Source organism: Staphylococcus sp. 8AQ (assembly GCF_902506595.1).
GTDB lineage: Bacteria > Bacillota > Bacilli > Staphylococcales > Staphylococcaceae > Staphylococcus > Staphylococcus pasteuri.
The window spans coordinates 1100925-1122802 of the sequence record NZ_LR733871.1; the positions used below are offsets into that span (position 1 = coordinate 1100925).

Sequence of the window (21878 nt, forward strand, 5' to 3'; positions counted from 1 at the left end):
ACTGAGATACATACCAAGAATAGATATTGCTTAATTACTTTTTTCCTTATTAATAGAAACATTAGCAGACAAAGTATAAAAGTAGAGAGCACTTTGTTAAATAACCAAAGTATCCCTACTAGAAATGATATTGCAATATAAAACAATAAACTTAACCTTGAGTTAAATACTTTGCAACATAATCTGGTGAAAATGGAATTTTTTTGTATTCTATTCCAGATTGATCCAGTAACTTCATTGCATATTCGTGATTATGGTAATCTTCTGCGTAATAAATTGTCTTTATTCCTGCTTGAATGATTGATTTTGTACAATTAAGACATGGGAAATGTGTGACATAAATTGTTGCACCTTCAGTCGATACACCTTGCTTTGCACATTGTAATAACGCATTCATCTCAGCATGAATAGTTCTTATACAATGGCCATCTTCAATCAAACAACCCTCATCAATACAATGTACTTCACCAGCTACGGATCCATTATAACCGCCTGCAATAATACGGTTGTCTTTAACTATCGTCGCGCCAACCGATAATCTTTGACAAGTTGATCTTAATGCTAATAAGTGGCTTTGTGCCATAAAATATTCTTCCCATTTTATTCTTTCCATGATGATCTATGCCTCCATCGTACTTAATTAAAATAATAATTATAGCTTACTCATTTTAAAATCATAATGCAAATGCAACTCTTATTACACAGTAAAATAAGCCTTTAATTTTTCAAATGTTTTTGGTCCAAATCCTTTTATGTTTTTTAAATCTTCTATACTATTAAAAGCACCATTTTTATTTTTATAATCTATAATTTCTTTGGCTTTAGAAGGACCTATACCAGGAACTTTCAATAATTGCTCTTCTGTCGCTACATTCAAATTAATAGTTGATTGTGTACTATCAACCGTATTACTTGTAATTTGTTCTTGTATATTTTGAGAAGTCTTTTCTCCCTTTTCAGGTATGTAAATTAACTTTTGGTCTATTAATTTTTCTGATAAATTAATTTGTTTAGTATCAGCATTATTACTTAATTGGGCTTTCTTTAACAAGTCAATGATTCTATCAGAAATGTTCATTTTATATACATTGGGATGCTTTACTGCCCCCTTTATATCAACGTATATAACTTTATTTTCCTTTTTTGCATCAGAATCTTTAGTTTCGCCTTGATGACGTTTAGATAAAGTTTCTTTTTTATCTGTTTTATTACTATAACTATCTGTATTTGATTCAACATATGTTTGTTGACTTTTGTCTTCATTATGATTCATAGAATAAGATAAAACTGCTATAAAAATAATTGCTATTCCAATTCCAATATATAGTTGATACGGTGTCAAAATCTTTATTAATTGTTTTAATTTAGAAAGCAAAAAATCACCCCTTCATACTAATTAACGTATGTCAGCGTGATTTTACTTTATATTTAATGTTTTTGAGCTACAAAAAATAATCGATCTGCCTGTTCATCATCTTGATTCATATTGAAATCTGTAAACGTTTTGACTAAAGTTAATCCACATTTTTCCAATAATTGAGTATATACATCTTTTTCAAATGTACGTTGATAATGTTCTTCGTCAAATCTTTGATATAAACCATTTTCTCTTTCAATAAAAAATGACATTTGATGAATAACGCTTAATGGTTCCGCGCCTTTTAGAGCATCCCATCCTAAAAATAAATGTTCTGCTTCATCTATATAACTTTGGTCACTAAATAATGTAGTCATTTTAGCAACGGTATGTACATCAAATATTAACAAACCGTTATCTTTCAAATGGTTATAAACACATTTAAAAGTATCTTCAACATTGTCTAATGTAGGTAAATAGTTTAATGAATCACAAAAAATAGTAACAATATCAAATTGATGATCTAATTGAAAATTCGTCATGTCTCCTTCTAACCAATTGATTTGATTAGATTTTTGAGAGGCAATGGAAAGCATATCCGGACTAATATCCATGCCACTAACATTTCCTAAATCATTTAACATACATGTTAATGTACCTGTACCACATCCAATATCAAGGATATCGGCATGATGATTAGCATAAAATTGAACTATATCAAACCATGATTCATAAGGTTGATCTTGTGTGAGTTGATCATAAACCAAACTCATTTCTTCATATTGAGACATACTTAGTAAACAACCTGTCCGTATGATTCGATTGGAGCATCTTGATATAATTTCTCAATATTATAATAAGATCGTTCATCTTTATGGAAGATATGAACAACTACATTGGCAAGGTCAATTAGAACCCATCTTGCATCTTGATAACCTTCCATTCGTTTAACATCGATATCATGTTCATGAACTGCTTCTTTTACAGCTCTAGCAATTGACTGAACTTGACGATTATTATTACCATGACATAGAACAAAATAATCTGTCATATCACTGATACCTTGCATATTAAGAGAAATAATATCTTCTGCTTTTTTGTTCTCTGCTGCATCAACAGCAATGTTTAACAATTTGTCTGAATTCATTTAATCATCCTTTATTCTTTCATCACTATAGTTATAATAATTTAGACAAGCAATCGTAGCACCGTAAACTGTAATATCTTTTTGAATTAAAAATAGTACTGTACGCTTAGAAATTTCATAAATTGTTTTATCTAAGCTACCTTGATTGTATGCCATATCTCTGATTTCTTCAACTCCTGGAGTCTTACGACCAGGCTCTATATAGTCAGCTATAAATACTAGTTTTTCTGTTTTTGTCATTTGTTGACGACCAGTTGTATGATATTTAATAGCTAACAAAACTTCTTCATCTTTGACATCAAAGTCATTTTCCATTATTGCTGAACAAACCGGTCCATGCAAAATTTCTCCACCGTAACTCAATAAATCAGATTCTAAATCATACTGTCTCACTGTTTGATACATAGTACTTAAATCATCATATTTACAATAATCATGAAGTACACCAGCTAGTTCAGCTTTATCTTTATCGCCATCATAGATTTCTGCTAATTTTACAGCTGTCTCTGCTACTCTAAGTGAATGTTTAAATCGCTTTTCTGGCAATTTCTCTTTGACTAACTCTATAGCATTTTCAATTTTCATATAATCCTTCCTCTCGAATATAATGTTCAACGCTTTGAGGAACTAATATTTGAATAGACTGTTTCGCTTTAACACGTTCACGTATCATTGAAGAACTAATATCCATTCTAGGAATAGTGATAGATATCATACCTTCTTCAACAGACTGTACATCTTTCTCTCTATTAACCACTATAAATGTAATCAATTTCTTTAATTCATCAATATTGTACCATTTATCTAATTGATCGTATTGATCAGTGCCTATAATGAAGTAGAATTCACTATTAGGATGTGACTTTATTAATGATGATAACGTATCATAAGTATAGCTTTGCCCTTTTCTTTCTATTTCTTCTTCACTAATTTTACCAAAACCTAAAGTAGCAATTGCTAACTCTATCATTTTAATGCGTTGTGGTGCTTCTAGGAAATCAGAATGTTCTTTTAAAGGAGACATATAACTTGGTAAAAAATAAAATTCATCTGGCTTGATGACATGATACACTTCACTAGCTACCATCATATGAGCGATATGAATCGGGTTAAATTGTCCACCATATAAAATAATTTTCTTTTTCATTATGGTAACGTAATTTCTTTATTATCCTTTGATTCTCTGTATAAAACAATCATAGACCCTATGATTTGAACAACTTCACTATTCGTAGCATCACTTAATGCAGTAGCAAGTTCTGATTTATCATCAAAATTATTTTGTAATACGTGTATCTTAATTAATTCGCGATTCTCTAAAGTATCGTCAATTTGGTTAATCATATTTTCATTTATACCACCCTTACCAATTTGGAAGGTTGGATCAGTATTATGTGCTAAACTACGTAAATATCTTTTTTGTTTTCCAGTTAACATAATTAAACTCCTTTTAATTTATCTATTACTGATTGTTTCATCATTTTAATATCGGCTTGGTATCCAGTCCATATTTTGAAACTTTCAGCGCCTTGATATACAAACATGTCTAATCCATTATAAATCGGATTACCTTTATTTTCCGCTTCTAGTAAAATTGGTGTTTTATACGGAATATATACGATATCACTTACTAAGGTGTCTGTGTTTAAATTCTTGAGACTGATGGGTAATTCTTGATTATTATCCATACCAGCAGGTGTTGTATTAATAATAATATCGAACTCATCTAAGTGAGATTCAGCCTGTTCTAGAGTTATCTGATTAACATTTAAATGCCATGACTCAAATCGTTTCTTCGAACGGTTAGCAATCGTTAATTTCGGTTGAACAAATTTAGTTAATTCATTTGCTATACCCTTACTAGCTCCACCAGCGCCTAAAATTAATATATATGCATTTTCTAAATCATTATAAACTTGACGTAACCCAGTAACATAACCTATCCCATCTGTATTGTATCCAATCCATTTACCGTCACGTATCATTACAGTATTAACAGCACCAACAGTTGTAGATTGTGAATCTATTTCATCTAAATATGGAATAATACGTTCTTTATGTGGGATCGTAACATTAAATCCATCTAATTTTCTTTCTTTAATTATTTCTTTAATGTTATGAAATTGATCTTCAGGTATATCAATTGCTTCATAAGTATAATCCAAACCCAAAGATGCAAAATTATCAGTATGCATAAGTGGTGATAAAGAGTGTGAAATTGGATGACCAATTACTGCAAATTTCACGTTTATCCCTCCTTATAATATCGAATTTCTTAAAATGACATCTACATTTTTAGGTACTCTAACTATAACTTTTGCACCAGCATCAATTGTAATAAATCCTAGTCCAGAAATCATTACGTCTCGTTTATCTTTGCCTGTTTCTAATCGAACAGCTTTCATTTCACTCATATTAAATCGATTTGGATCATGAGGTGGTGTTAACAAATCTCCAATATGATTTTTCCATAAATCATTGGCTTTTTCTGTTTTAGTTCTATGAATATTTAATTCATTTGAAAAGAAACATATCAATGGTCTTTTTCCACCTGAAACATAATCAATTCGAGCTAAACCACCAAAGAATAACGTTTGTCCTTCATTTAGTTGATATACTCTTTGTTTGATTTCCTTTTTAGGTATAATTAATTTTAATTCTTTTTCTGTGACAAAGTGAGTCATTTGATGTGATTGAATAATACCAGGTGTATCAAACATAAATGATTTTTCATCTAATGGAATATCTATCATATCTAATGTAGTTCCTGGGAATCTAGACGTTGTGACAACATCTTTTTCACCTACACTAAGCTCTATCAATTTATTAATTAATGTTGATTTACCTACGTTAGTTGTACCTACAATATAGACATCTTCCTGTTGACGATGTTTATTGATTGAATATAATAGCTCTTCAATACCCTGTCCTTTTTCAGCTGAAATGAGTACAACGTCTTCAGACTCAAGACCGTATTTCTTAGCAGAACGTTTCAACCATTCTTTTACACGACGTTTGTTAATTTGTTTTGGAAGTAAGTCCATCTTGTTAGCTACTAAAATAACTTTTTTATTACCAACAATGCGTTTAACTGCATTGATAAATGAACCTTCAAAATCAAATACATCTACGACATTAACAACGATACCGCTTTTATCTGATAATCCAGAAAGTAAATTTAAAAAATCTTCGCTATCAAGTCCTACATCTTGTACTTCATTATAATTTTTTAATCGAAAACATCTTCTACAAATGACATCTTCTCTAAACATATTATGCTCCGGTACATAACCTGGTGCGTTTTTATCTTCTGATTGCAATGGTGCACCGCAACCTATACATTTCAATTCATCACTCAATCAATTTTCCTCCCATTTAATATAACCTTTTTTCCTGAAGTGATTTAATAATCTTCTTTCAATTAAGCGATTAAACTTGGTAATAAACCCGTCAGTACGTTTAACAGGTACAACCATAATCGTATATAAACCATTACGATTACCACCAAAAACATCTGTTAACATTTGGTCACCGACTACCACTGTTTCACTAGGTTTGATGTTCATTTGTTTAATCGCTTTTTTAAATGCTTTACCCATCGGTTTTCGAGCTTTACAAATAAAATCTACATTCAAATCTTTTGAAAATTCACCTACACGTTGTTCATTGTTGTTTGACACAATTGTGATTTGTATGCCTTTTTCTCTTGCTTCTTTAAACCATTGTTTAATTTGTTCAGTTGGCGCGACAACATCCCAACCTACTAGTGTGTTATCTAAATCTGTGATAATACCTTTTACACCAGTTTCAGCCAATTTATCAACATTGATTTCGAATACTGACTTTACATATGCATTAGGCATAAAATAATGTTTAATAATACCCATTGAATTGTCACCTTTACTCTTTAATTATAATTTTCCGACTAATAATTCTACCATTTCACTAGATGAAACAGCTGCTTTTCCTAAAAATTCCTCGAATGTCATATCTGCTTCGCCATTAGCTAAATCAGAGACAGCTCTCGTAATGATGAATGGAACTTTAAATTGATAACATGTTTGAGCGATAGCAGTTGCTTCCATTTCAACAGCCATTGCGTCGCTAAATTGAGTTTTTATCGTTTTTCTTTGTTCTGCACTTCCTATGAAACTATCACCACTTACAATAAGCCCAACTTTAGCATTTAAATTTTGTTGTTTTACAACTTCACTTGTTTCATTTATTAAATTTTGATTTGCTTCATATTTTTCTGGCATTTGTGGGATTTGACCCAATGCATAGCCAAATGCTGTAGCATCTGCATCATGGTAAGCTACATTATCACTGATTAATACGTCTCCTATAGATAAGTTTTCATCTAGTGCTCCGGCTGAACCTGTATTTAGGATGTATTTTGGATTGAATTTTTCGATTAGTAATGTTGTAGAAATAGCTGCATTAACTTTACCAATACCACTTTGAGTAATGACTACTTCTTTTTGATTAAGTTCACCTTTATAGAATTTAACATGCGCTACATTAATTTCGCTTAAATTCACTAATTTATCTTTTAAAATGGCAACTTCTTCTTCCATTGCACCAATAATACCTATCATTATTGTCCCACCTTATCTTATTATACTAGCATTTGTTATTCTATCACATTTTATAGCTTTCAACGACAATAGGTTAGTATTTAACTAATATATAATCGTATGTTTTAAGTTATAAAAAAAAGCGTTAATACTACACATTTATTAACTAAATGAATAATATTAACGCATATTTATTATCTTAATTTAATATTACAATCTTAGCCTTTCCACAAACTAGCTAAATCTTGCAATGAGAAGATGCCAGTTAAGATAGTTACTAATACTGCAATAATTCCGAACACTAACATCCAAGTAGGGTGTTTATAATCACCAACAATCGATTTCTTTCTACTCGCTATTAAAATTACACTTAATGTAATCGGTAAAATCCAACCGTTTATAACGCCTGCTATGATTAATAAGCTAACTGGTTTACCAATAAACAAGAAGATTAAAGTTGAAATAACGATAAATGAAATAACGATTAAATTATTTTTATTGAACAAAGATTTATGCATTGTCTTTAAGAACGTTGCGCTTGTATAAGCTGATCCAATAACAGAGGACATTGCTGCTGCAAAAATAACGAGTCCAAAAATGTTCTTACCAATTGGTCCAATCGCATGTTCGAACACTGAAGCTGGTGGATTCTCAGAACTTAATGTAACACCAGTTACAACAACACCTAAAACTGCCAAGAATAGTAAGGTACGCATCACACCAGTAGTTAAAATACCTGCAATAGCTGAATGATTCACAAACGGCAAAAAGTCTTTACCTTTTATGCCAGAATCTAAAATTCTATGGGCACCAGCAAAAGTTATGTAACCACCAACAGTACCACCTACAAGTGTGATAATTGGTAAAATCAACTTAATTGGATGTTCAGGAGCAAATGTATGTACTAGTGCATCACCATAAGGTGGATTGGACACTACCATGACATAGGCTACAACAAGAATCATAACAACTCCTAAAATCATAGACACAACATCCATAATTTTTTGACCACTTTTACTAACAAATATTAAGATAGCAAAAATAGCCGTTATCGCAGCACCCCATTTTACATCTAAACCAAACATCGCATTTAGTCCAAGACCTGCTCCGGCTATATTACCTATATTAAATGCTAAGCCCCCAAATGCAATTAAAATCGAGACAACTGTTCCAAGACCAGGCAGTATTTTATTAGATACTTCTTGGCCTCTTAAACCAGTTACAACAAGTACACGCCAAATATTTATTTGAGCTCCAATATCAATAATTATAGAAATGAGAATAGCAAATGCAAAACTAGCATAAAATTGTGCAGTAAATACTGCTGTTTGTGTTAAAAATGCTGGACCGATAGCTGATGTAGCCATCAAAAATACAGACCCTAATAACAACCTTTTATGATTTCTAGTAAATTGAGCTTTCCCATTATGATTTGATGATAGTTTTTCTCCCATCTAAAAACCCCCTATAAAGTTTGGATATCAATGCCTTCTTTCGTTAATTTTTCTCTTATTTTTGTTACGAATTCAAGCGCATGTGCGCCATCTCCATGAACACATATTGTGTCTGCTTGAAGAGTGATTTCCTTATTATTTTTTGAAATGACTTTATTCTCAGTTACCATTTTTACAACTTGTTCCAATGCTTCTTCAGAATCAGTAATCACTGCATCCGCTTCTTTACGACTTACAAGTTGACCATCATCTTCGTATCGACGATCAGCAAATACTTCTGAAGCTGTCTTTAATCCAACTTTTTCTGCTTCTGAAATAAGTAATGTATTAGCTAAACCAACAAATACAAGACTTGAGTCAAAATCATAAACTGCTTTAGCAATAGCATTTGCTATAGCTTCATCTTTAGCACCCATTTGGTACAATGCTCCATGAGGCTTAACATGATTCATTTTAACGTCGTGTATTTGACAAAAGCCATTTAATGCGCCTAATTGGTATACTACAATGTTATATATTTCATCAGGTGTCATATCTAATTTACGTCTACCAAAACCTTGTAAATCAGGTAAACCAGGATGTGCACCTATACCAATGTTATTTTTTTTAGCTAATTGAATTGTTTCATTCATTACATTCGCATCACCAGCATGAAAACCACAAGCAATGTTTGCTGATGTAATTAGAGGAAGAATATCTTTATCTCCACCAAAAGAATAATTACCAAATGCTTCGCCTAAATCGCAATTTAAATCAATTTGCATTATAATTCCACTCCTTTACTTATTTGATGTTTTTCAAGGAATTTAATATCAACATCTTTTGCGTCTCCATCTGAATATGCAGGATAGTTTAATACTGCATAAAGGAAATCTGCTGTTGTTGTAAAACCATCGATAACCATTTCATCTAAAGTTACTTTTAACTTTTGAATTGCGCTAGCTCTATCTGCACCTTTTACAATTACTTTTGCTACTAAAGAATCATAATAAGGAGATACTTTATATCCTGGATATAGAAGCGAATCTACTCTAACGTTAAAACCTTGTGGTAAGTGTAATGCATTTACTTTACCTGGTGTTGGTTGGAAATGCTTTTCAGGATTTTCAGCATTGATTCTTGCCTCAATTACATGACCATTAAACTTAATGTCTTCTTGTTTAAAAGGAAGCTCATCATGTTGTAGTAGATAAAGTTGTGCAAGTAATAAATCTCTGTCAGCACGCATTTCTGTAACAGTATGTTCTACTTGAATTCTTGCATTCATTTCAATGAAATAATGTGCATCTTCAGTAACTAAAAACTCAATCGTACCTGCACTTCTGTAATTTGAAGCTTGAGCAACTTTAACTGCATCATCACAAATACGTTGGCGTCTTTCCTCAGTTAGTGCAGCACATGGAGATTCTTCAATTAATTTTTGATTTTTTCTTTGTACTGAACAATCACGTTCTCCTAAATGAACAAAATTATCTTTTCCATCTCCAATAATTTGAACCTCAACATGTTTAGCAACAGGAATAAAGGCTTCTACATATACTCGGTCATCATTAAAGTATTTTTGTCCTTCACTTTTAGCTTCTTTTAACGCTTTTTCAAGATGGTCAGGTTCTTTAACAATACGTATTCCTTTACCACCGCCACCACTTGCAGCTTTTAAAACAACAGGATAACCAATGTCTTCTGCCAGTGTTTTTATTTCTTCTACAGTTTTAACTTCATCTGTTGAACCAGGTATAACAGGAACTCCAGCACCATCAACAGTTTGTCTAGCTGTAATTTTATCTCCCATCATTTCCATAGTTGTTTTATTAGGTCCGATAAAATTGATATTATTATCTTCTACAGCTTTAGCGAATGTTGTTGACTCAGATAAAAATCCATATCCCGGATGAATAGCATTCGCACCAGTTACCTCTGCAGCACCTATGATTCTAGGAATATTTAAATAACTATCTAGTGGATTTGCTTCACCAATACAAACTGCTTGATCAGCTAATCCTACATGTAAGCTATCTTCATCTCCTTTAGCATATACTGCTACAGTTTCAATGCCCATCTCTCTACAGGCACGAATAATTCTAACAGCAATTTCCCCTCTGTTTGCAATTAAACATCGATACATTTACTTGTACCCCCTTACTTCAACGTTACTAAAACTTGGTCATATTCAACATTAGTTCCATGATCGACAACAATTTCAGCTACTTCACCAGCAATATCACTAGTAACTTCATTCATTACTTTCATAGCTTCAATGTAACCAATAACATCGCCTTTTTCTACTTTATCGCCGACTTTAATTTGAGGTTCTGTTAATTCTTTACTATCTTGTAAAAAGAATGTTCCGACCATTGGTGATTTGATCGCATTTTCTTCAGATTGAACATCAGTTTTTTGAGAATCTTGTTGATTTACACCATTTGATGTCGCACCATTTTGAGCTTGAGGTACATTGGTAGGCTGTGCTAATACTTGTCCTTCTGTAAAATCTAATTCAATTTCACTTTCAAAATCTTTATATTTAAATTTTTTCACATCATTAGCTTTGACTAGTTTAATGATTTCTTCTATTTTTTTAGTATTCATTGATTAAATATCTCCTTTAAGTAGATTCGCTAATTTTTTTGATGTTTGTCTTAACATAGATAGTTCGTATAGCGGTTGTTTTTGTATATTTGATAATTCGTCTTCAAATTGCTCGTTAAATGTTGCAGATTCATTTATAGCATCTTCAATTGATATCCATTTAAATTGCACAGCTTCTCCTGGTTGTAATTGAACTAATTTATTTAATCCTAGTTGTGTTACTGTTGCAATTTTTGTATAGCCCCCAACAGTTTGTTTATCATTTAATAATACAATAGGGTTTCCATCATTTGGAACTTGGATACTGCCTAAGGCTACTGGTTCAGAAATAATATCTGCAGATTCTTCGGGTGGGATACTTTCACCTTTTAAGCGAAATCCCATTCTATCTGACATATCTGAGATAATAAATTCATTTTCAACTAATTTTGCTTTAGCCTCTTCTGAAAAAGCTTCAATTTGTGGCCCTTTGACAATATGAATCACATTGTCTTCATAGTTTAAATTTATTTCTGCAGCTTGACCTACATATTTCTTATATTTAGGTAATGATACTGTATCTATGACATCATCTTTCTTTAATGCACGACCTTTAAAGCCACCCATTTTACTTCTAGTATGCGTTGCATAACTATTTGCAACTTTTGGTATATCCAATGGTTGACCAAATGTAATGTAACCTCGAGCGCCTTTAATAGCATTACCGATTTCCAAAATATCACCTTGATGAACTTCATAGATGACTTGTGTCTGTATAGGGTTCCCGTTTAATTTTGCATTAAACTGTCCACCAGTAATGGTAAATGAATTATCACTTAAAAATTGTATAGATGGGCCTACAATTGTATATTCAAGTGAAGGGCCTTCATTACCGATTAGATGCTTAGCAATCAAATAGCTAAATTTATCAAGTGCGCCAGCTTCCGAAAAACCTAAATTCATATAGCCTTTTCTTCCTTCATCTTGAACGGTTGTGAACAAGCCTGGCTTTATAATTTTAATACTCATTGTCGTAAGTCACCCACTTATCTAATTCAAAATTTCCAGCATTAATATCTGCTTGAATTTGTTCAAATTCATCTTGTGTAATCGCTTTAAATTGAATATAGTCACCAGCTTCATAGATTGTCATTGGCTCTCTATCTAAATCAAATACTTTTAGCGGCGTACGTCCAATAATTTGCCAACCACCTGGTGAATCTAAAGGATATAAACCAGTTTGGTTATTCGCAATACCAACTGATCCTGCTTCAATTTTTACTCTTGGCTCTGAACGACGAGGTGTATGTATACGTTCGTCTAGACCACCTAAGTATGGAAATCCTGGCATAAAACCTAACATATATATTAAGTAGGGTTGTTGTGTATGTATCTGGATTACTTCGTCAGTTGTTAATTGATTACTAGAGGCAACTTCTTCCAAATCAGGTCCAAATTCTTCACCATAAACTACGGGTATTGTTACTACTTTTCGTTGTTGTAATTGATTTGATTCTGAGTCATTAAATTGATTAAGTTCTAAATTTTCAATTAATTTAGTGCCATCAATACTTGTGTTATCAAACGAAATCAAAATAGCTCTATATGAAGGTACTATATCTATGATTTCTTTATGATTTTGTTCCTTAATATATTGAACTAATTTATTTACTTTATTATATGTATCTTTAGTAATTTCATTATCAAAATAAATCATTAAAGATTGTTCATTTATCAATCTAGTTTCCAACTTACCAATTCCTCCCCTTTTATAGGACTAGTTTGTTGTGCTATATTATTGTATCATTTTATTTGCGTGATTGTTTAATAAATTATTCTAATTATTAGTAATAACCAATTTCTCAATTCATTCTAAGATTTACATTTACTAATAATAATTACTAACTATTCAAAAAATTCTTTATTATATTTAATCATAATAATTTTAATTTGTCACTGTAATCGTTATCACCAAATAAGTTTTCCTTATTAAAATGATTGCATTAAATTAAAAGATTTTTCAAATGTCTCACTTAAATATTAAACATTCCAAAAAATCGCAAGGGAGTGGGACAGAAATATAAAGCACTACTCCTAATTTTATTAGGTTAGTAGTACTTACACATTAGCTTTAGCTAAGGTGTACATTAATGGAACACATGAGTTGAACTCATGCGTAAGAAATACTAATTTCTAAAGAAAAAGTATTTCTTTATCGTTGTCCCACCCCGGCAAGGTTGACTAGATTTGAAAAATAAAGTGTCACTACTATTTTAATAGTTTAGTGATACTTACACACTAGCTTTAGCTAATGTGTTCCACTAAGGATTACATGAGTTAACACTCATGCATAAGTAATTCTAATTTCTAAAGAAAAAAGAATTACTTTATCAGTCAACTACTGCCTATATATAATTGTAGCCTGAGACACTGATTTTTGTCCCAGGCTGTTGCGACTATTTTTAGAATAGTTAATTATTTTATATCTACAATTTTAACGTTGATTTCTCCACCGTTTGGTAGTGGTACACGAACTTCATCGTCTAATTCTTTACCAATTAATGCTGACGCCATTGGTGATTCGTTTGAGATTTTACCTTTAAATGCATCCGCTTCAGCTGAACCTACGATTTGGTAACTTTCTTCTTCGTCTCCTGGTAGTTCGATAAACGTAACAGTTTTACCAATTTGTACTGTATTATTATCGCCTGTATCTTCAATGATTAAAGCGTTTCTAATCATATGTTCAATACGTTGGATATCTTGTTCAATAAAACCTTGTTCATCTTTAGCTGCATCATACTCTGAGTTCTCAGATAAATCGCCGAAAGAACGTGCAACTTTAATTTTTTCAACTACTTCAGGTCTTTTAACTGTTTTTAATTCTTCTAATTCTTGCTCTAATTTTTCGTACCCTTCTTGAGTCATTGGATATTGTTTTTGATTTTCCATTATGTCATCTTCCTTTACTTTTAAATACTATTGTTTACTAACTAAAGATTGAATCTTAGTAGTCATAATATCTATGGCTACTTTGTTACTACCACCTTCTGGGATGATGATGTCAGCATGTTTCTTAGTTGGTTCAATAAATTGCACGTGCATAGGTCGCACCACATTTAAGTATTGATTGATAACCGAATCCATAGAACGTCCTCGCTCATGAGTGTCTCTTTTAAGACGACGTAAAATTCTTAAGTCTGCATCAGTGTCGACATATATTTTAACATCCATCATATCACGTAACGTTTTATTCTCTAAAGCGAAGATACCTTCTACGATGATAACATCTTTCGGTTCAAATGCAATCGTTTGATCGCTTCTTGTATGATTAGCATAATCGTATGTTGGTACTTTAACTGCTTTGCCATTTCGTAAATCTCTTAGATTTTGAATTAACAAATCGTTATCAAATGCAAATGGATGATCATAGTTTGTCTCCAAACGTTCTTCAAAAGTTAAATGTGATTGGTCTTTATAATAATAGTCTTGCGCTAATAATGCAATACTATGACCTTCAAGATTTTTCATAATTTCATTTGTGACTGTCGTTTTACCAGAGCCAGAGCCTCCAGCAATTCCTATAATCGTCGTTTGTGTCATTAACCGATTTCCTTTCTCATCAAGTTGTTTGCATAGATTGGACGATCAACTTTAATTTGTACAATTTGTAATGGATGGCGCGCAGCATCAAGCTCATTACCTTCTTCATCATAAATGGTATCAACAACTTGTTTAAAACTTTCAATTTCCGGACCAAAAAATTCAATTTCTTGTCCAGGTTTAAAGTGATTTCTTTGTTGAATTGTAGCAATTTTTGTATCCTGATCATAATCTAAAACTAAGCCACAAAAATCATAAGGAGACTTTTTCGATTGTTGTTCTCCAAACATTTGTTCCTCATATCCTGGAGTACCTTCAAAGAATGCTGGTGCTGTATCTCTATTAGCACATTTATCTAATTCCATTAACCATTCAGGTTGAATTTTAAAATTGTCTGGGTCTTCAGCATATGCATCAATTACTTTACGATATACTGACACAACAGTAGCTATATAATGAATTGATTTCATTCTGCCTTCTATTTTTAACGAATCAATACCTAAATCCATCATTTGTGGGATTGATTCGATTAATTTTAAGTCTTTCGGACTCATTGCAAATGGGACGATTTGTCCATCTTCATAAAATAAATCAAGTTCACCATCTTCATCTACTTGTAGTAAATCATAATCCCAACGACAACTTTGACAACAGCCACCTCTATTGGAATCACGTGCTGTCATGTGGTTACTTAATGTACATCTACCAGAGTAAGCAATACACATAGCACCATGAATGAAGGCTTCTATTTCAATATCAACTTTTTCTTTCATTTCTTTCATTTCCATAGCTCCTGTTTCTCGAGCTAGAACTACACGATCTAATCCTTCTTCTTTCCAAAATTCAACTGCTTTATAATTAGATAAAGATTGTTGTGTGGATAAATGAATTTCTAATTTTGGTGCTACCTTTTTGCAAGTTTCAATAATAAGGGGGTCAGCAACAATAATACCTGTTGCACCTGTCGCTTCAAGATTAATAAGATAATCGTCTAACCCTTCCATATTATCGTCATGCGCAATAATATTAGTCGTAACATAAATTTTTGCACCATAACGGTTTGCAAACTCAACACCTTCAGCAATTTCTTCCATTGTGAAGTTATCAGCATTTGATCTTAAACCATATTCTTGTCCGCCTAAAAAAACTGCATCTGCGCCATAATGTACAGCAATTTTTAACTTTTCTAAGTTACCAGCTGGAGCAAGTAATTCTGGCTTCTTCATTTTAGTATTTGAAGTTTGTTTAACTTCTTCTAATGTCTTCATGATTCAGCCTCCTAATATACCGTATGCTTAAATAAGAAACCTTCATCAAATGGTCGATGTTCTGGTTGAATGTCTTCGATAGGATCTACAAGCATAAATTTTTCATCTTCATAAGTTTCAGGATCTTCATTATATAAATCTATTGCTTCTCTGTATTGTTGTGTAACAACATTGATATATTCTTCTGTCTGTAATATGCCGTCAATTTTAAATGAATCAATACCTGCTTCAAAAAACGGTTCTAATTCTTCTATAAGGCACATATCATTTGGTGACATAATATGTGTACCATTATAATCTTCAAAAACAGGATATTTATTTTCGCGTTCTTCATCATATAATAATAAATCATTTTGATTTTCATTACGTTGAATTTTCATTTGTCTATCTTGGAATGTATAATAGTTGCCTAATAACATTCTTTTAGATTGAAACATACATGTCATGCCATGAACTTGAACTTCTATTTCCACGTCAGCATATTCTTTTATATTTATAATTTCTTCCAGACTTAATTCTCTCGCTAATACTGCTCTTGTAGCACCTTTTTGTCCCCAATAGTTACACTGAAAATAGTTAGTAACAAGTGTTTCTGCATCCCAATGTAATGGAATAGGATTATTTTGTTGTTTAACATACATCACAACAGCTGGGTCACCAAAAATAATTCTATCCACACCAATTTGATGTAAAAATTGAATATAATCTTCTACTGCTGCTAAATGATAATTATGAAACAAACCATTAACTGCAGCATACACTTTCTTATCATTCTCATGGGCTAATGTTACTGCTTTTTCCATGTCTTCTCGATTAAATTCTCCTGGAAGTCGTAAACCAAATTTTTGCTCACCAATAACAAATGCATCTGCACCTATTTCTATTAGTGTTTCCATATGTGTTATTGACTTAGGAGTAACTAGTAATTCTGTCATAGTCATTCTCCTTTAATAGATATTGCTAAACCATCGTCCATATTTAAAAAGTTAGTTGTATATTGTTCATTTTGCATTAACCATTCATTAAATTGTTGTACTTTTTTAACCATTTGACGTACGTTACGTGAACGAACTATATCGATATTTGAGACAAAACCATGATATAAAACGTTATCTGTCACAACAATGCCACCCTTTTTAAGTAAAGGCGTATATAGTTCAAAAAATTTCTTCGATTGTGCTTTCGCAGCATCAATAAATAACATGTCAAACGTTTGAGATTTAACTTTATCAAATTGTTCTAATGCATCACCTTCAATTAACTCAATTTGATTAGTAAATTGATTAGAAGTGATATTATGTTTCGCTTGGTCTATCATTTCTGGGTCTCTTTCTATTGTAGTTACATGTATATCTTTAGACACTGAAGCAAATTGCATTGAACTGTATCCTATAGCCGTACCAATTTCTATAATCCGTTTAGTTTGATGAATACGTATAATTTGTTTGATTATTTCTAGTGTATTACGATCCACGATCGGCACTTGATTTGTATTTGCATATTCTCTTAAAAGTTCAATGTCATTATCATTAGTTTTATGTAAATTGAGAATATAACTTTCATTATTATCCATTATACAACGACTTCCTTTGTGTAAAATAACTACAATTTAAAAAGGCAATAAAATAAATCAGTCACAATATTGATTAGTAAAGTAACCAATGGCTTTGACTGATTGTAACTACGTACAAGTATTTTAAACGTTATGTTACATAACGATATATAAAATATTTAACTCCAAATATTTTACCATAAATTCTTTGTGAATATAAGTATAAATCTAAATGATAAGCATGTATGTAAACAAACTTTGAACAAATCATATATAGAAAAACTCCTTATGTCAGATATTCAATAGATATCGTTACATAAGGAGTAAAATTTAAATATTTATTCTAAGATTATTCATCAATTTCAGTATTAACTACTTCTTCAATCATATCCCATTCTTCATCTGTTTCGATTGGGACTAATTTACCACCGTCACCTGATTCATCAGGTTCATTTATCATTGGTACTAATTCAATCATGTCGTCTTCATCAGATTGTGCGCCTTCTTCAGCAAGTACTACATATTCTTTTTTGAATTCAGGATGATAGAATTCAAGCATTTTACGATAAAGAACTTCATTTCCATCTTCATCATATAATGTCAATAATTCTTCTTCATTGTTAATTTTTAATTCTGCATCGTGATTATGTTCAGTCATTTTATTTCTCCTTTTATTAAATAGAGTCTAGGTAGCCTTGTAATATAAATACGGCTGCCATTTTATCTATTACTTTTTTTCTTTTTTGTCTTGAAACATCTGCTTCTAGTAATGACTTTTCAGCTGCCATCGTGCTAAGTCTTTCATCCCACATGACAATCTCAATAGATGGTAATGCTTCTTGAAGTTTCTCTTTGTATTGTAACGAAGCCTCTCCACGAAATCCAATAGAATTGTTCATGTTTTTGGGCAAACCGATTACAACTGTACCGACATCATTTTTCTTGATGATTTCAACTAATTGTTCGATGCCTAATTCATTATTTTGTTCATCGATATGGAGTGTGTCTAAACCTTGAGCAGTCCAACCCATTAAATCACTAATCGCTATTCCTACTGTTTTACTACCTACGTCTAAACCAAGTATTTTATGCTTTAACATTGATACTATTCTTTAGACTCAGCTAAATAATTAGATACGAGTTCTTCCATAATCACATCTCTATCAATGTGACGAATTTGATTTCTAGCTTCATTTTGACGTGGAATGTAAGCAGGATCACCTGATAATAAATATCCTACGATTTGATTTACTGCATTGTATCCGCGTTCTTCTAGTGTTCGGTGGACATTCTCTAATACTGATTTGACATCTTCTTCTGGAATATCTTCATATTTAAATTTCATTGTTTTATCAAAGTTTTCCATTTCGTCACTCCTTCAATTCATAAATTGATTCCATTTTATTCTACACGAACTGTAACTAAAATTACATATTTTTAATGTAATCTTTAATAAAGCGTAATGATTCTGTGATATTTTCAGGTTGAGTACCGCCACCTTGAGCCATATCTGGACGGCCACCACCTTTACCACCAACGATTGGTGCCATATTTTTAATGATGTCACCTGCTTTAATTTGATCTGTATGAGTTTTAGGAACTGTAGCTATAATAGAAACTTTACCATCTACATTACTTGCTAAGACGATAATAGTGTCTTGTAATTTTGATTTAAAGTCGTCCATAGTTGAGCGAATTGCTTTAGCATTAGGTACTTCAACTTCTGTTGCCAATACTTTAAAACCATTTATTGTTTCTACTTGATCTTCGATATTACCCATTTTAAGATTTGTAATTTCTTTATCACGTTGTTCTAAACGTTTTAATAAGTTCTTTTCTTCTTCTTGTAATTGAGTAATTTTGTCTACAACTTGATCATCTGTTTTCACTTTAACTTGATCTTTAATAATATTGAATTGAGTTTGGATATGTTCTAAATATAAGAACGCTGATTTTCCTGTTAATGCTTCGATACGTCTAACACCTGCACCAGTACCAGATTCACTAACAATTTTGAATAAACCAATTTCAGCAGTATTGTCTACGTGAATACCACCACATAATTCTATTGAAAATGGTGCCATATTAACGACTCTTACAATATCACCATATTTTTCACCAAACAGTGCCATTGCACCCATTTCTTTAGCTTCATTAATTCCCATTTCTTGAATATGAACAGAAATACCTCTCCAGATTTCTTCATTGACACGTCTTTCAACCTGATCAATTTCATCTTGAGTCATTTGTCCAAAATGAGAGAAGTCGAATCTTAAACGGTCTGGTGCTACTAATGAACCTGCTTGGTTAACATGGTCACCTAAAACTTCTTTTAAAGCAGCGTGCAATAAGTGTGTGGCACTATGGTTTTTTTGGATAGAACGACGTTCATCTTTGTTCACACTAGCATCAACTTGTGCACCTTTTGTTACTTGACCAAATTGAATTTCACCTTTGTGTAAATTTTGACCATTAGGTGCCTTAGTAACTTCAGTCACTAAAATTTCAAAATGCTCATTACTAACAGTACCATTATCAGCTACTTGTCCACCACTCACTGCATAAAATGGTGTGTCTTTTAACATGAAGTAAATTGTTTCACCAGCATCTGCTTTTTCAACTTCTTCTCCATTTTCAATAAGGTGAATCAATTCTGTTTGATAATCTGTAGTATCATAACCAACAAAGTGACTTTCAGTAGTAATATTTTTTAATACTTCACTTTGAACTTGCATAGATTGTGAATTTTGGCGAGCTTGACGTGCTCTATCACGTTGTTGTTGCATTTCTGCTTCAAATGTAGCCATATCAACAGTTAAACCTTCTTGAATTGCTAACTCTTCAGTAAGTTCAATTGGGAAGCCATACGTATCATATAATTTAAAAGCATCTTTACCATTAATTTCATTATTAGTTTCTTTGGCTTTACTAATAAATCCATTTAAAATTGAAAGACCTTCTTCAAGTGTTTCATGGAATCTTTCTTCTTCTGATTTGATAACGCGTTTAATAAAATCACTTTTATCTTTGACATTTGGATAATAAGGTTCCATGATATCCGCAACAATATCAACTAATTTATACATAAATGGCTCATTGATATCTAATGTTTGGCTAAATCTTACTGCTCTACGCAATAATCTACGTAATACATAGCCACGTCCTTCATTTGCTGGTAAAGCACCATCAGCAATTGCAAATGAAATAGTTCTAATATGGTCAGCTATAACTTTAAACGCTACATCTTGCTCATCTTTTTGAAGGTATTTTTTACCTGACACTTCTTCGACTTCATTAATTATTGGCATAAATAAATCTGTTTCATAATTTGTACGTACATTTTGTGAGATAGAAGTCATACGTTCTAATCCCATGCCGGTATCAATATTTTTATTTGGAAGTGGTGTATAAGTATGATCTTTATTATGATTAAATTCACTAAACACTAAATTCCACACTTCTAAATAGCGTTCGTTTTCTCCACCTGGATACATTTCCTCTTCTGGATCATCTTGGCCAAAATCATTACCGCGATCATAGAAAATTTCAGTATTAGGTCCAGAAGGTCCTTCACCAATATCCCAAAAGTTACCTTCTATACGAATAATTCGACTTTCTTCTAAGCCAATTTGTTCGTTCCAAATTTTATAAGCTTCTGTATCTTCTGGATGTATTGTGACGTATAATTTTTCTGGCTCCATACCCATCCATTTATCGCTTGTTAAAAATTCCCATGCAAATTCTATAGCTTCTTTCTTAAAATAGTCACCAATTGAGAAATTACCTAGCATTTCAAAGAAAGTATGGTGTCTTGCTGTGAAACCTACATTTTCAATATCATTCGTACGAATAGCCTTTTGTGAGTTAACAATTCTTGGTTTCTTAGGTGTTTCTCGACCATCGAAATATTTTTTTAAAGTTGCAACTCCAGAGTTAATCCAAAGTAAACTATCATCATCGATAGGTACTAATGGTGCAGATGGTTCAACCATATGACCTTTTTCAACAAAGAAGTCTAAATATTTTTGTCTAATTTCGCTTGCTTTTAAATTTTTCATCCACGTACACTCCCTATATTTAGTTCATACACATTTTTATTAAGTTTATATTGGACACTAGTGTTATAAGGTAAACAAAAAACGTTCATCCACAAAAGGGACGAACGTTGTCGCGGTACCACCCTAGTTATAAGTTATTACGGTTAGGATTAATACTGCATTTATTAGAATATGAATTTTAATCAATTATTCCATGCTAACCTTTACTTATCACTTTAGTCACATATTTAAATTGACACAAAGTAGCGTTCAACAATTTTAATTGTGCTTTCCACCAACCAGCACATCTCTTAA

26 protein-coding genes are annotated in these 21878 nt (G+C 31.9%); all 26 read right to left on the bottom strand.

Annotated features, from left to right (window positions below):
- Window positions 1-151: 151 nt before the first annotated feature.
- On the bottom strand, window positions 152-613 hold the full coding sequence (locus tag GVY01_RS05375; RefSeq protein WP_017637104.1) for a ComE operon protein 2: 462 nt from the start codon (window positions 611-613) through the stop codon (window positions 152-154).
- A gap of 84 nt (window positions 614-697) precedes the next feature.
- Window positions 698-1375, bottom strand: coding sequence for a helix-hairpin-helix domain-containing protein (locus tag GVY01_RS05380; RefSeq protein ID WP_159333668.1), 678 nt, complete (start codon window positions 1373-1375; stop codon window positions 698-700).
- A 53-nt stretch (window positions 1376-1428) separates the two neighbouring features.
- Window positions 1429-2148, bottom strand: a complete 720-nt coding sequence (locus GVY01_RS05385; protein ID WP_017637102.1) for a class I SAM-dependent DNA methyltransferase — start codon at window positions 2146-2148, stop codon at window positions 1429-1431.
- A 2-nt stretch (window positions 2149-2150) separates the two neighbouring features.
- Complete coding sequence (rsfS, locus tag GVY01_RS05390; RefSeq protein ID WP_159333669.1) at window positions 2151-2504, bottom strand: ribosome silencing factor; 354 nt, start codon at window positions 2502-2504, stop codon at window positions 2151-2153.
- Window positions 2505-3089 (bottom strand): bis(5'-nucleosyl)-tetraphosphatase (symmetrical) YqeK, encoded by a 585-nt coding sequence (gene yqeK, locus GVY01_RS05395; protein ID WP_017637100.1) that lies wholly within the window; start codon window positions 3087-3089, stop codon window positions 2505-2507. It abuts the gene before it with no gap.
- Window positions 3079-3651, bottom strand: a complete 573-nt coding sequence (locus GVY01_RS05400) for a nicotinate-nucleotide adenylyltransferase (protein WP_017637099.1) — start codon at window positions 3649-3651, stop codon at window positions 3079-3081. Before GVY01_RS05400 ends, yqeK begins: the two co-directional genes overlap by 11 nt.
- Entirely contained in the window at window positions 3651-3941 is a 291-nt protein-coding gene (yhbY, locus tag GVY01_RS05405) for a ribosome assembly RNA-binding protein YhbY (RefSeq protein WP_017637098.1), read from the bottom strand. Before yhbY ends, GVY01_RS05400 begins: the two co-directional genes overlap by 1 nt.
- 2 nt (window positions 3942-3943) lie before the next feature.
- On the bottom strand, window positions 3944-4750 hold the full coding sequence (gene aroE / locus GVY01_RS05410) for a shikimate dehydrogenase (RefSeq protein ID WP_017637097.1): 807 nt from the start codon (window positions 4748-4750) through the stop codon (window positions 3944-3946).
- A 12-nt stretch (window positions 4751-4762) separates the two neighbouring features.
- On the bottom strand, window positions 4763-5863 hold the full coding sequence (gene yqeH / locus GVY01_RS05415; RefSeq protein ID WP_017637096.1) for a ribosome biogenesis GTPase YqeH: 1101 nt from the start codon (window positions 5861-5863) through the stop codon (window positions 4763-4765).
- Window positions 5864-6391 carry a YqeG family HAD IIIA-type phosphatase gene (locus tag GVY01_RS05420; RefSeq protein WP_017637095.1) on the bottom strand — a complete coding sequence of 176 codons (528 nt, stop codon included), beginning with the start codon at window positions 6389-6391 and terminating at the stop codon, window positions 5864-5866.
- A gap of 24 nt (window positions 6392-6415) precedes the next feature.
- Window positions 6416-7102 carry a 5'-methylthioadenosine/adenosylhomocysteine nucleosidase gene (locus tag GVY01_RS05425; RefSeq protein ID WP_017637094.1) on the bottom strand — a complete coding sequence of 229 codons (687 nt, stop codon included), beginning with the start codon at window positions 7100-7102 and terminating at the stop codon, window positions 6416-6418.
- 197 nt (window positions 7103-7299) lie between these two features.
- Entirely contained in the window at window positions 7300-8535 is a 1236-nt protein-coding gene (locus tag GVY01_RS05430; protein ID WP_070453901.1) for an NRAMP family divalent metal transporter, read from the bottom strand.
- Window positions 8536-8546: 11 nt separating this feature from the next.
- Window positions 8547-9299 (bottom strand): 5-oxoprolinase subunit PxpA, encoded by a 753-nt coding sequence (gene pxpA, locus GVY01_RS05435; protein ID WP_017637092.1) that lies wholly within the window; start codon window positions 9297-9299, stop codon window positions 8547-8549.
- Window positions 9299-10660, bottom strand: coding sequence for an acetyl-CoA carboxylase biotin carboxylase subunit (locus GVY01_RS05440; RefSeq protein WP_017637091.1), 1362 nt, complete (start codon window positions 10658-10660; stop codon window positions 9299-9301). The genes pxpA and GVY01_RS05440 overlap by 1 nt, the downstream gene beginning before the upstream one ends.
- A 14-nt stretch (window positions 10661-10674) precedes the next feature.
- Window positions 10675-11124, bottom strand: coding sequence for an acetyl-CoA carboxylase biotin carboxyl carrier protein (locus GVY01_RS05445; RefSeq protein ID WP_029055716.1), 450 nt, complete (start codon window positions 11122-11124; stop codon window positions 10675-10677).
- A 3-nt stretch (window positions 11125-11127) separates the two neighbouring features.
- Complete coding sequence (locus tag GVY01_RS05450; RefSeq protein ID WP_017637089.1) at window positions 11128-12132, bottom strand: biotin-dependent carboxyltransferase family protein; 1005 nt, start codon at window positions 12130-12132, stop codon at window positions 11128-11130.
- Window positions 12122-12853: a 5-oxoprolinase subunit PxpB gene (gene pxpB / locus GVY01_RS05455; protein ID WP_017637088.1), complete on the bottom strand. Its 732-nt coding sequence runs from the start codon at window positions 12851-12853 to the stop codon at window positions 12122-12124. The genes GVY01_RS05450 and pxpB overlap by 11 nt, the downstream gene beginning before the upstream one ends.
- 725 nt (window positions 12854-13578) lie before the next feature.
- Entirely contained in the window at window positions 13579-14055 is a 477-nt protein-coding gene (greA, locus tag GVY01_RS05460; protein ID WP_017637087.1) for a transcription elongation factor GreA, read from the bottom strand.
- Window positions 14056-14082: 27 nt separating this feature from the next.
- The gene (udk, locus tag GVY01_RS05465; RefSeq protein ID WP_017637086.1) at window positions 14083-14706 is read right to left on the bottom strand and encodes a uridine kinase; all 624 of its coding nucleotides are present in this window, start codon (window positions 14704-14706) and stop codon (window positions 14083-14085) included.
- Window positions 14706-15974: a peptidase U32 family protein gene (locus tag GVY01_RS05470; protein WP_017637085.1), complete on the bottom strand. Its 1269-nt coding sequence runs from the start codon at window positions 15972-15974 to the stop codon at window positions 14706-14708. Before GVY01_RS05470 ends, udk begins: the two co-directional genes overlap by 1 nt.
- An 11-nt stretch (window positions 15975-15985) precedes the next feature.
- On the bottom strand, window positions 15986-16909 hold the full coding sequence (locus tag GVY01_RS05475) for a peptidase U32 family protein (RefSeq protein ID WP_017637084.1): 924 nt from the start codon (window positions 16907-16909) through the stop codon (window positions 15986-15988).
- Window positions 16910-16911: 2 nt separating this feature from the next.
- Entirely contained in the window at window positions 16912-17547 is a 636-nt protein-coding gene (locus GVY01_RS05480) for an O-methyltransferase (RefSeq protein ID WP_017637083.1), read from the bottom strand.
- A 328-nt stretch (window positions 17548-17875) separates the two neighbouring features.
- Entirely contained in the window at window positions 17876-18184 is a 309-nt protein-coding gene (locus tag GVY01_RS05485) for a DUF1292 domain-containing protein (protein WP_017637082.1), read from the bottom strand.
- 16 nt (window positions 18185-18200) lie between these two features.
- Window positions 18201-18626 carry a Holliday junction resolvase RuvX gene (gene ruvX / locus GVY01_RS05490; RefSeq protein WP_046466759.1) on the bottom strand — a complete coding sequence of 142 codons (426 nt, stop codon included), beginning with the start codon at window positions 18624-18626 and terminating at the stop codon, window positions 18201-18203.
- A gap of 5 nt (window positions 18627-18631) precedes the next feature.
- Complete coding sequence (locus GVY01_RS05495) at window positions 18632-18892, bottom strand: IreB family regulatory phosphoprotein (RefSeq protein ID WP_017637080.1); 261 nt, start codon at window positions 18890-18892, stop codon at window positions 18632-18634.
- Window positions 18893-18953: 61 nt separating this feature from the next.
- A complete protein-coding gene (gene alaS, locus GVY01_RS05500; RefSeq protein WP_017637079.1) occupies window positions 18954-21584 on the bottom strand; it encodes an alanine--tRNA ligase in 2631 nt (876 codons plus the stop codon).
- Window positions 21585-21878: the final 294 nt, after the last annotated feature.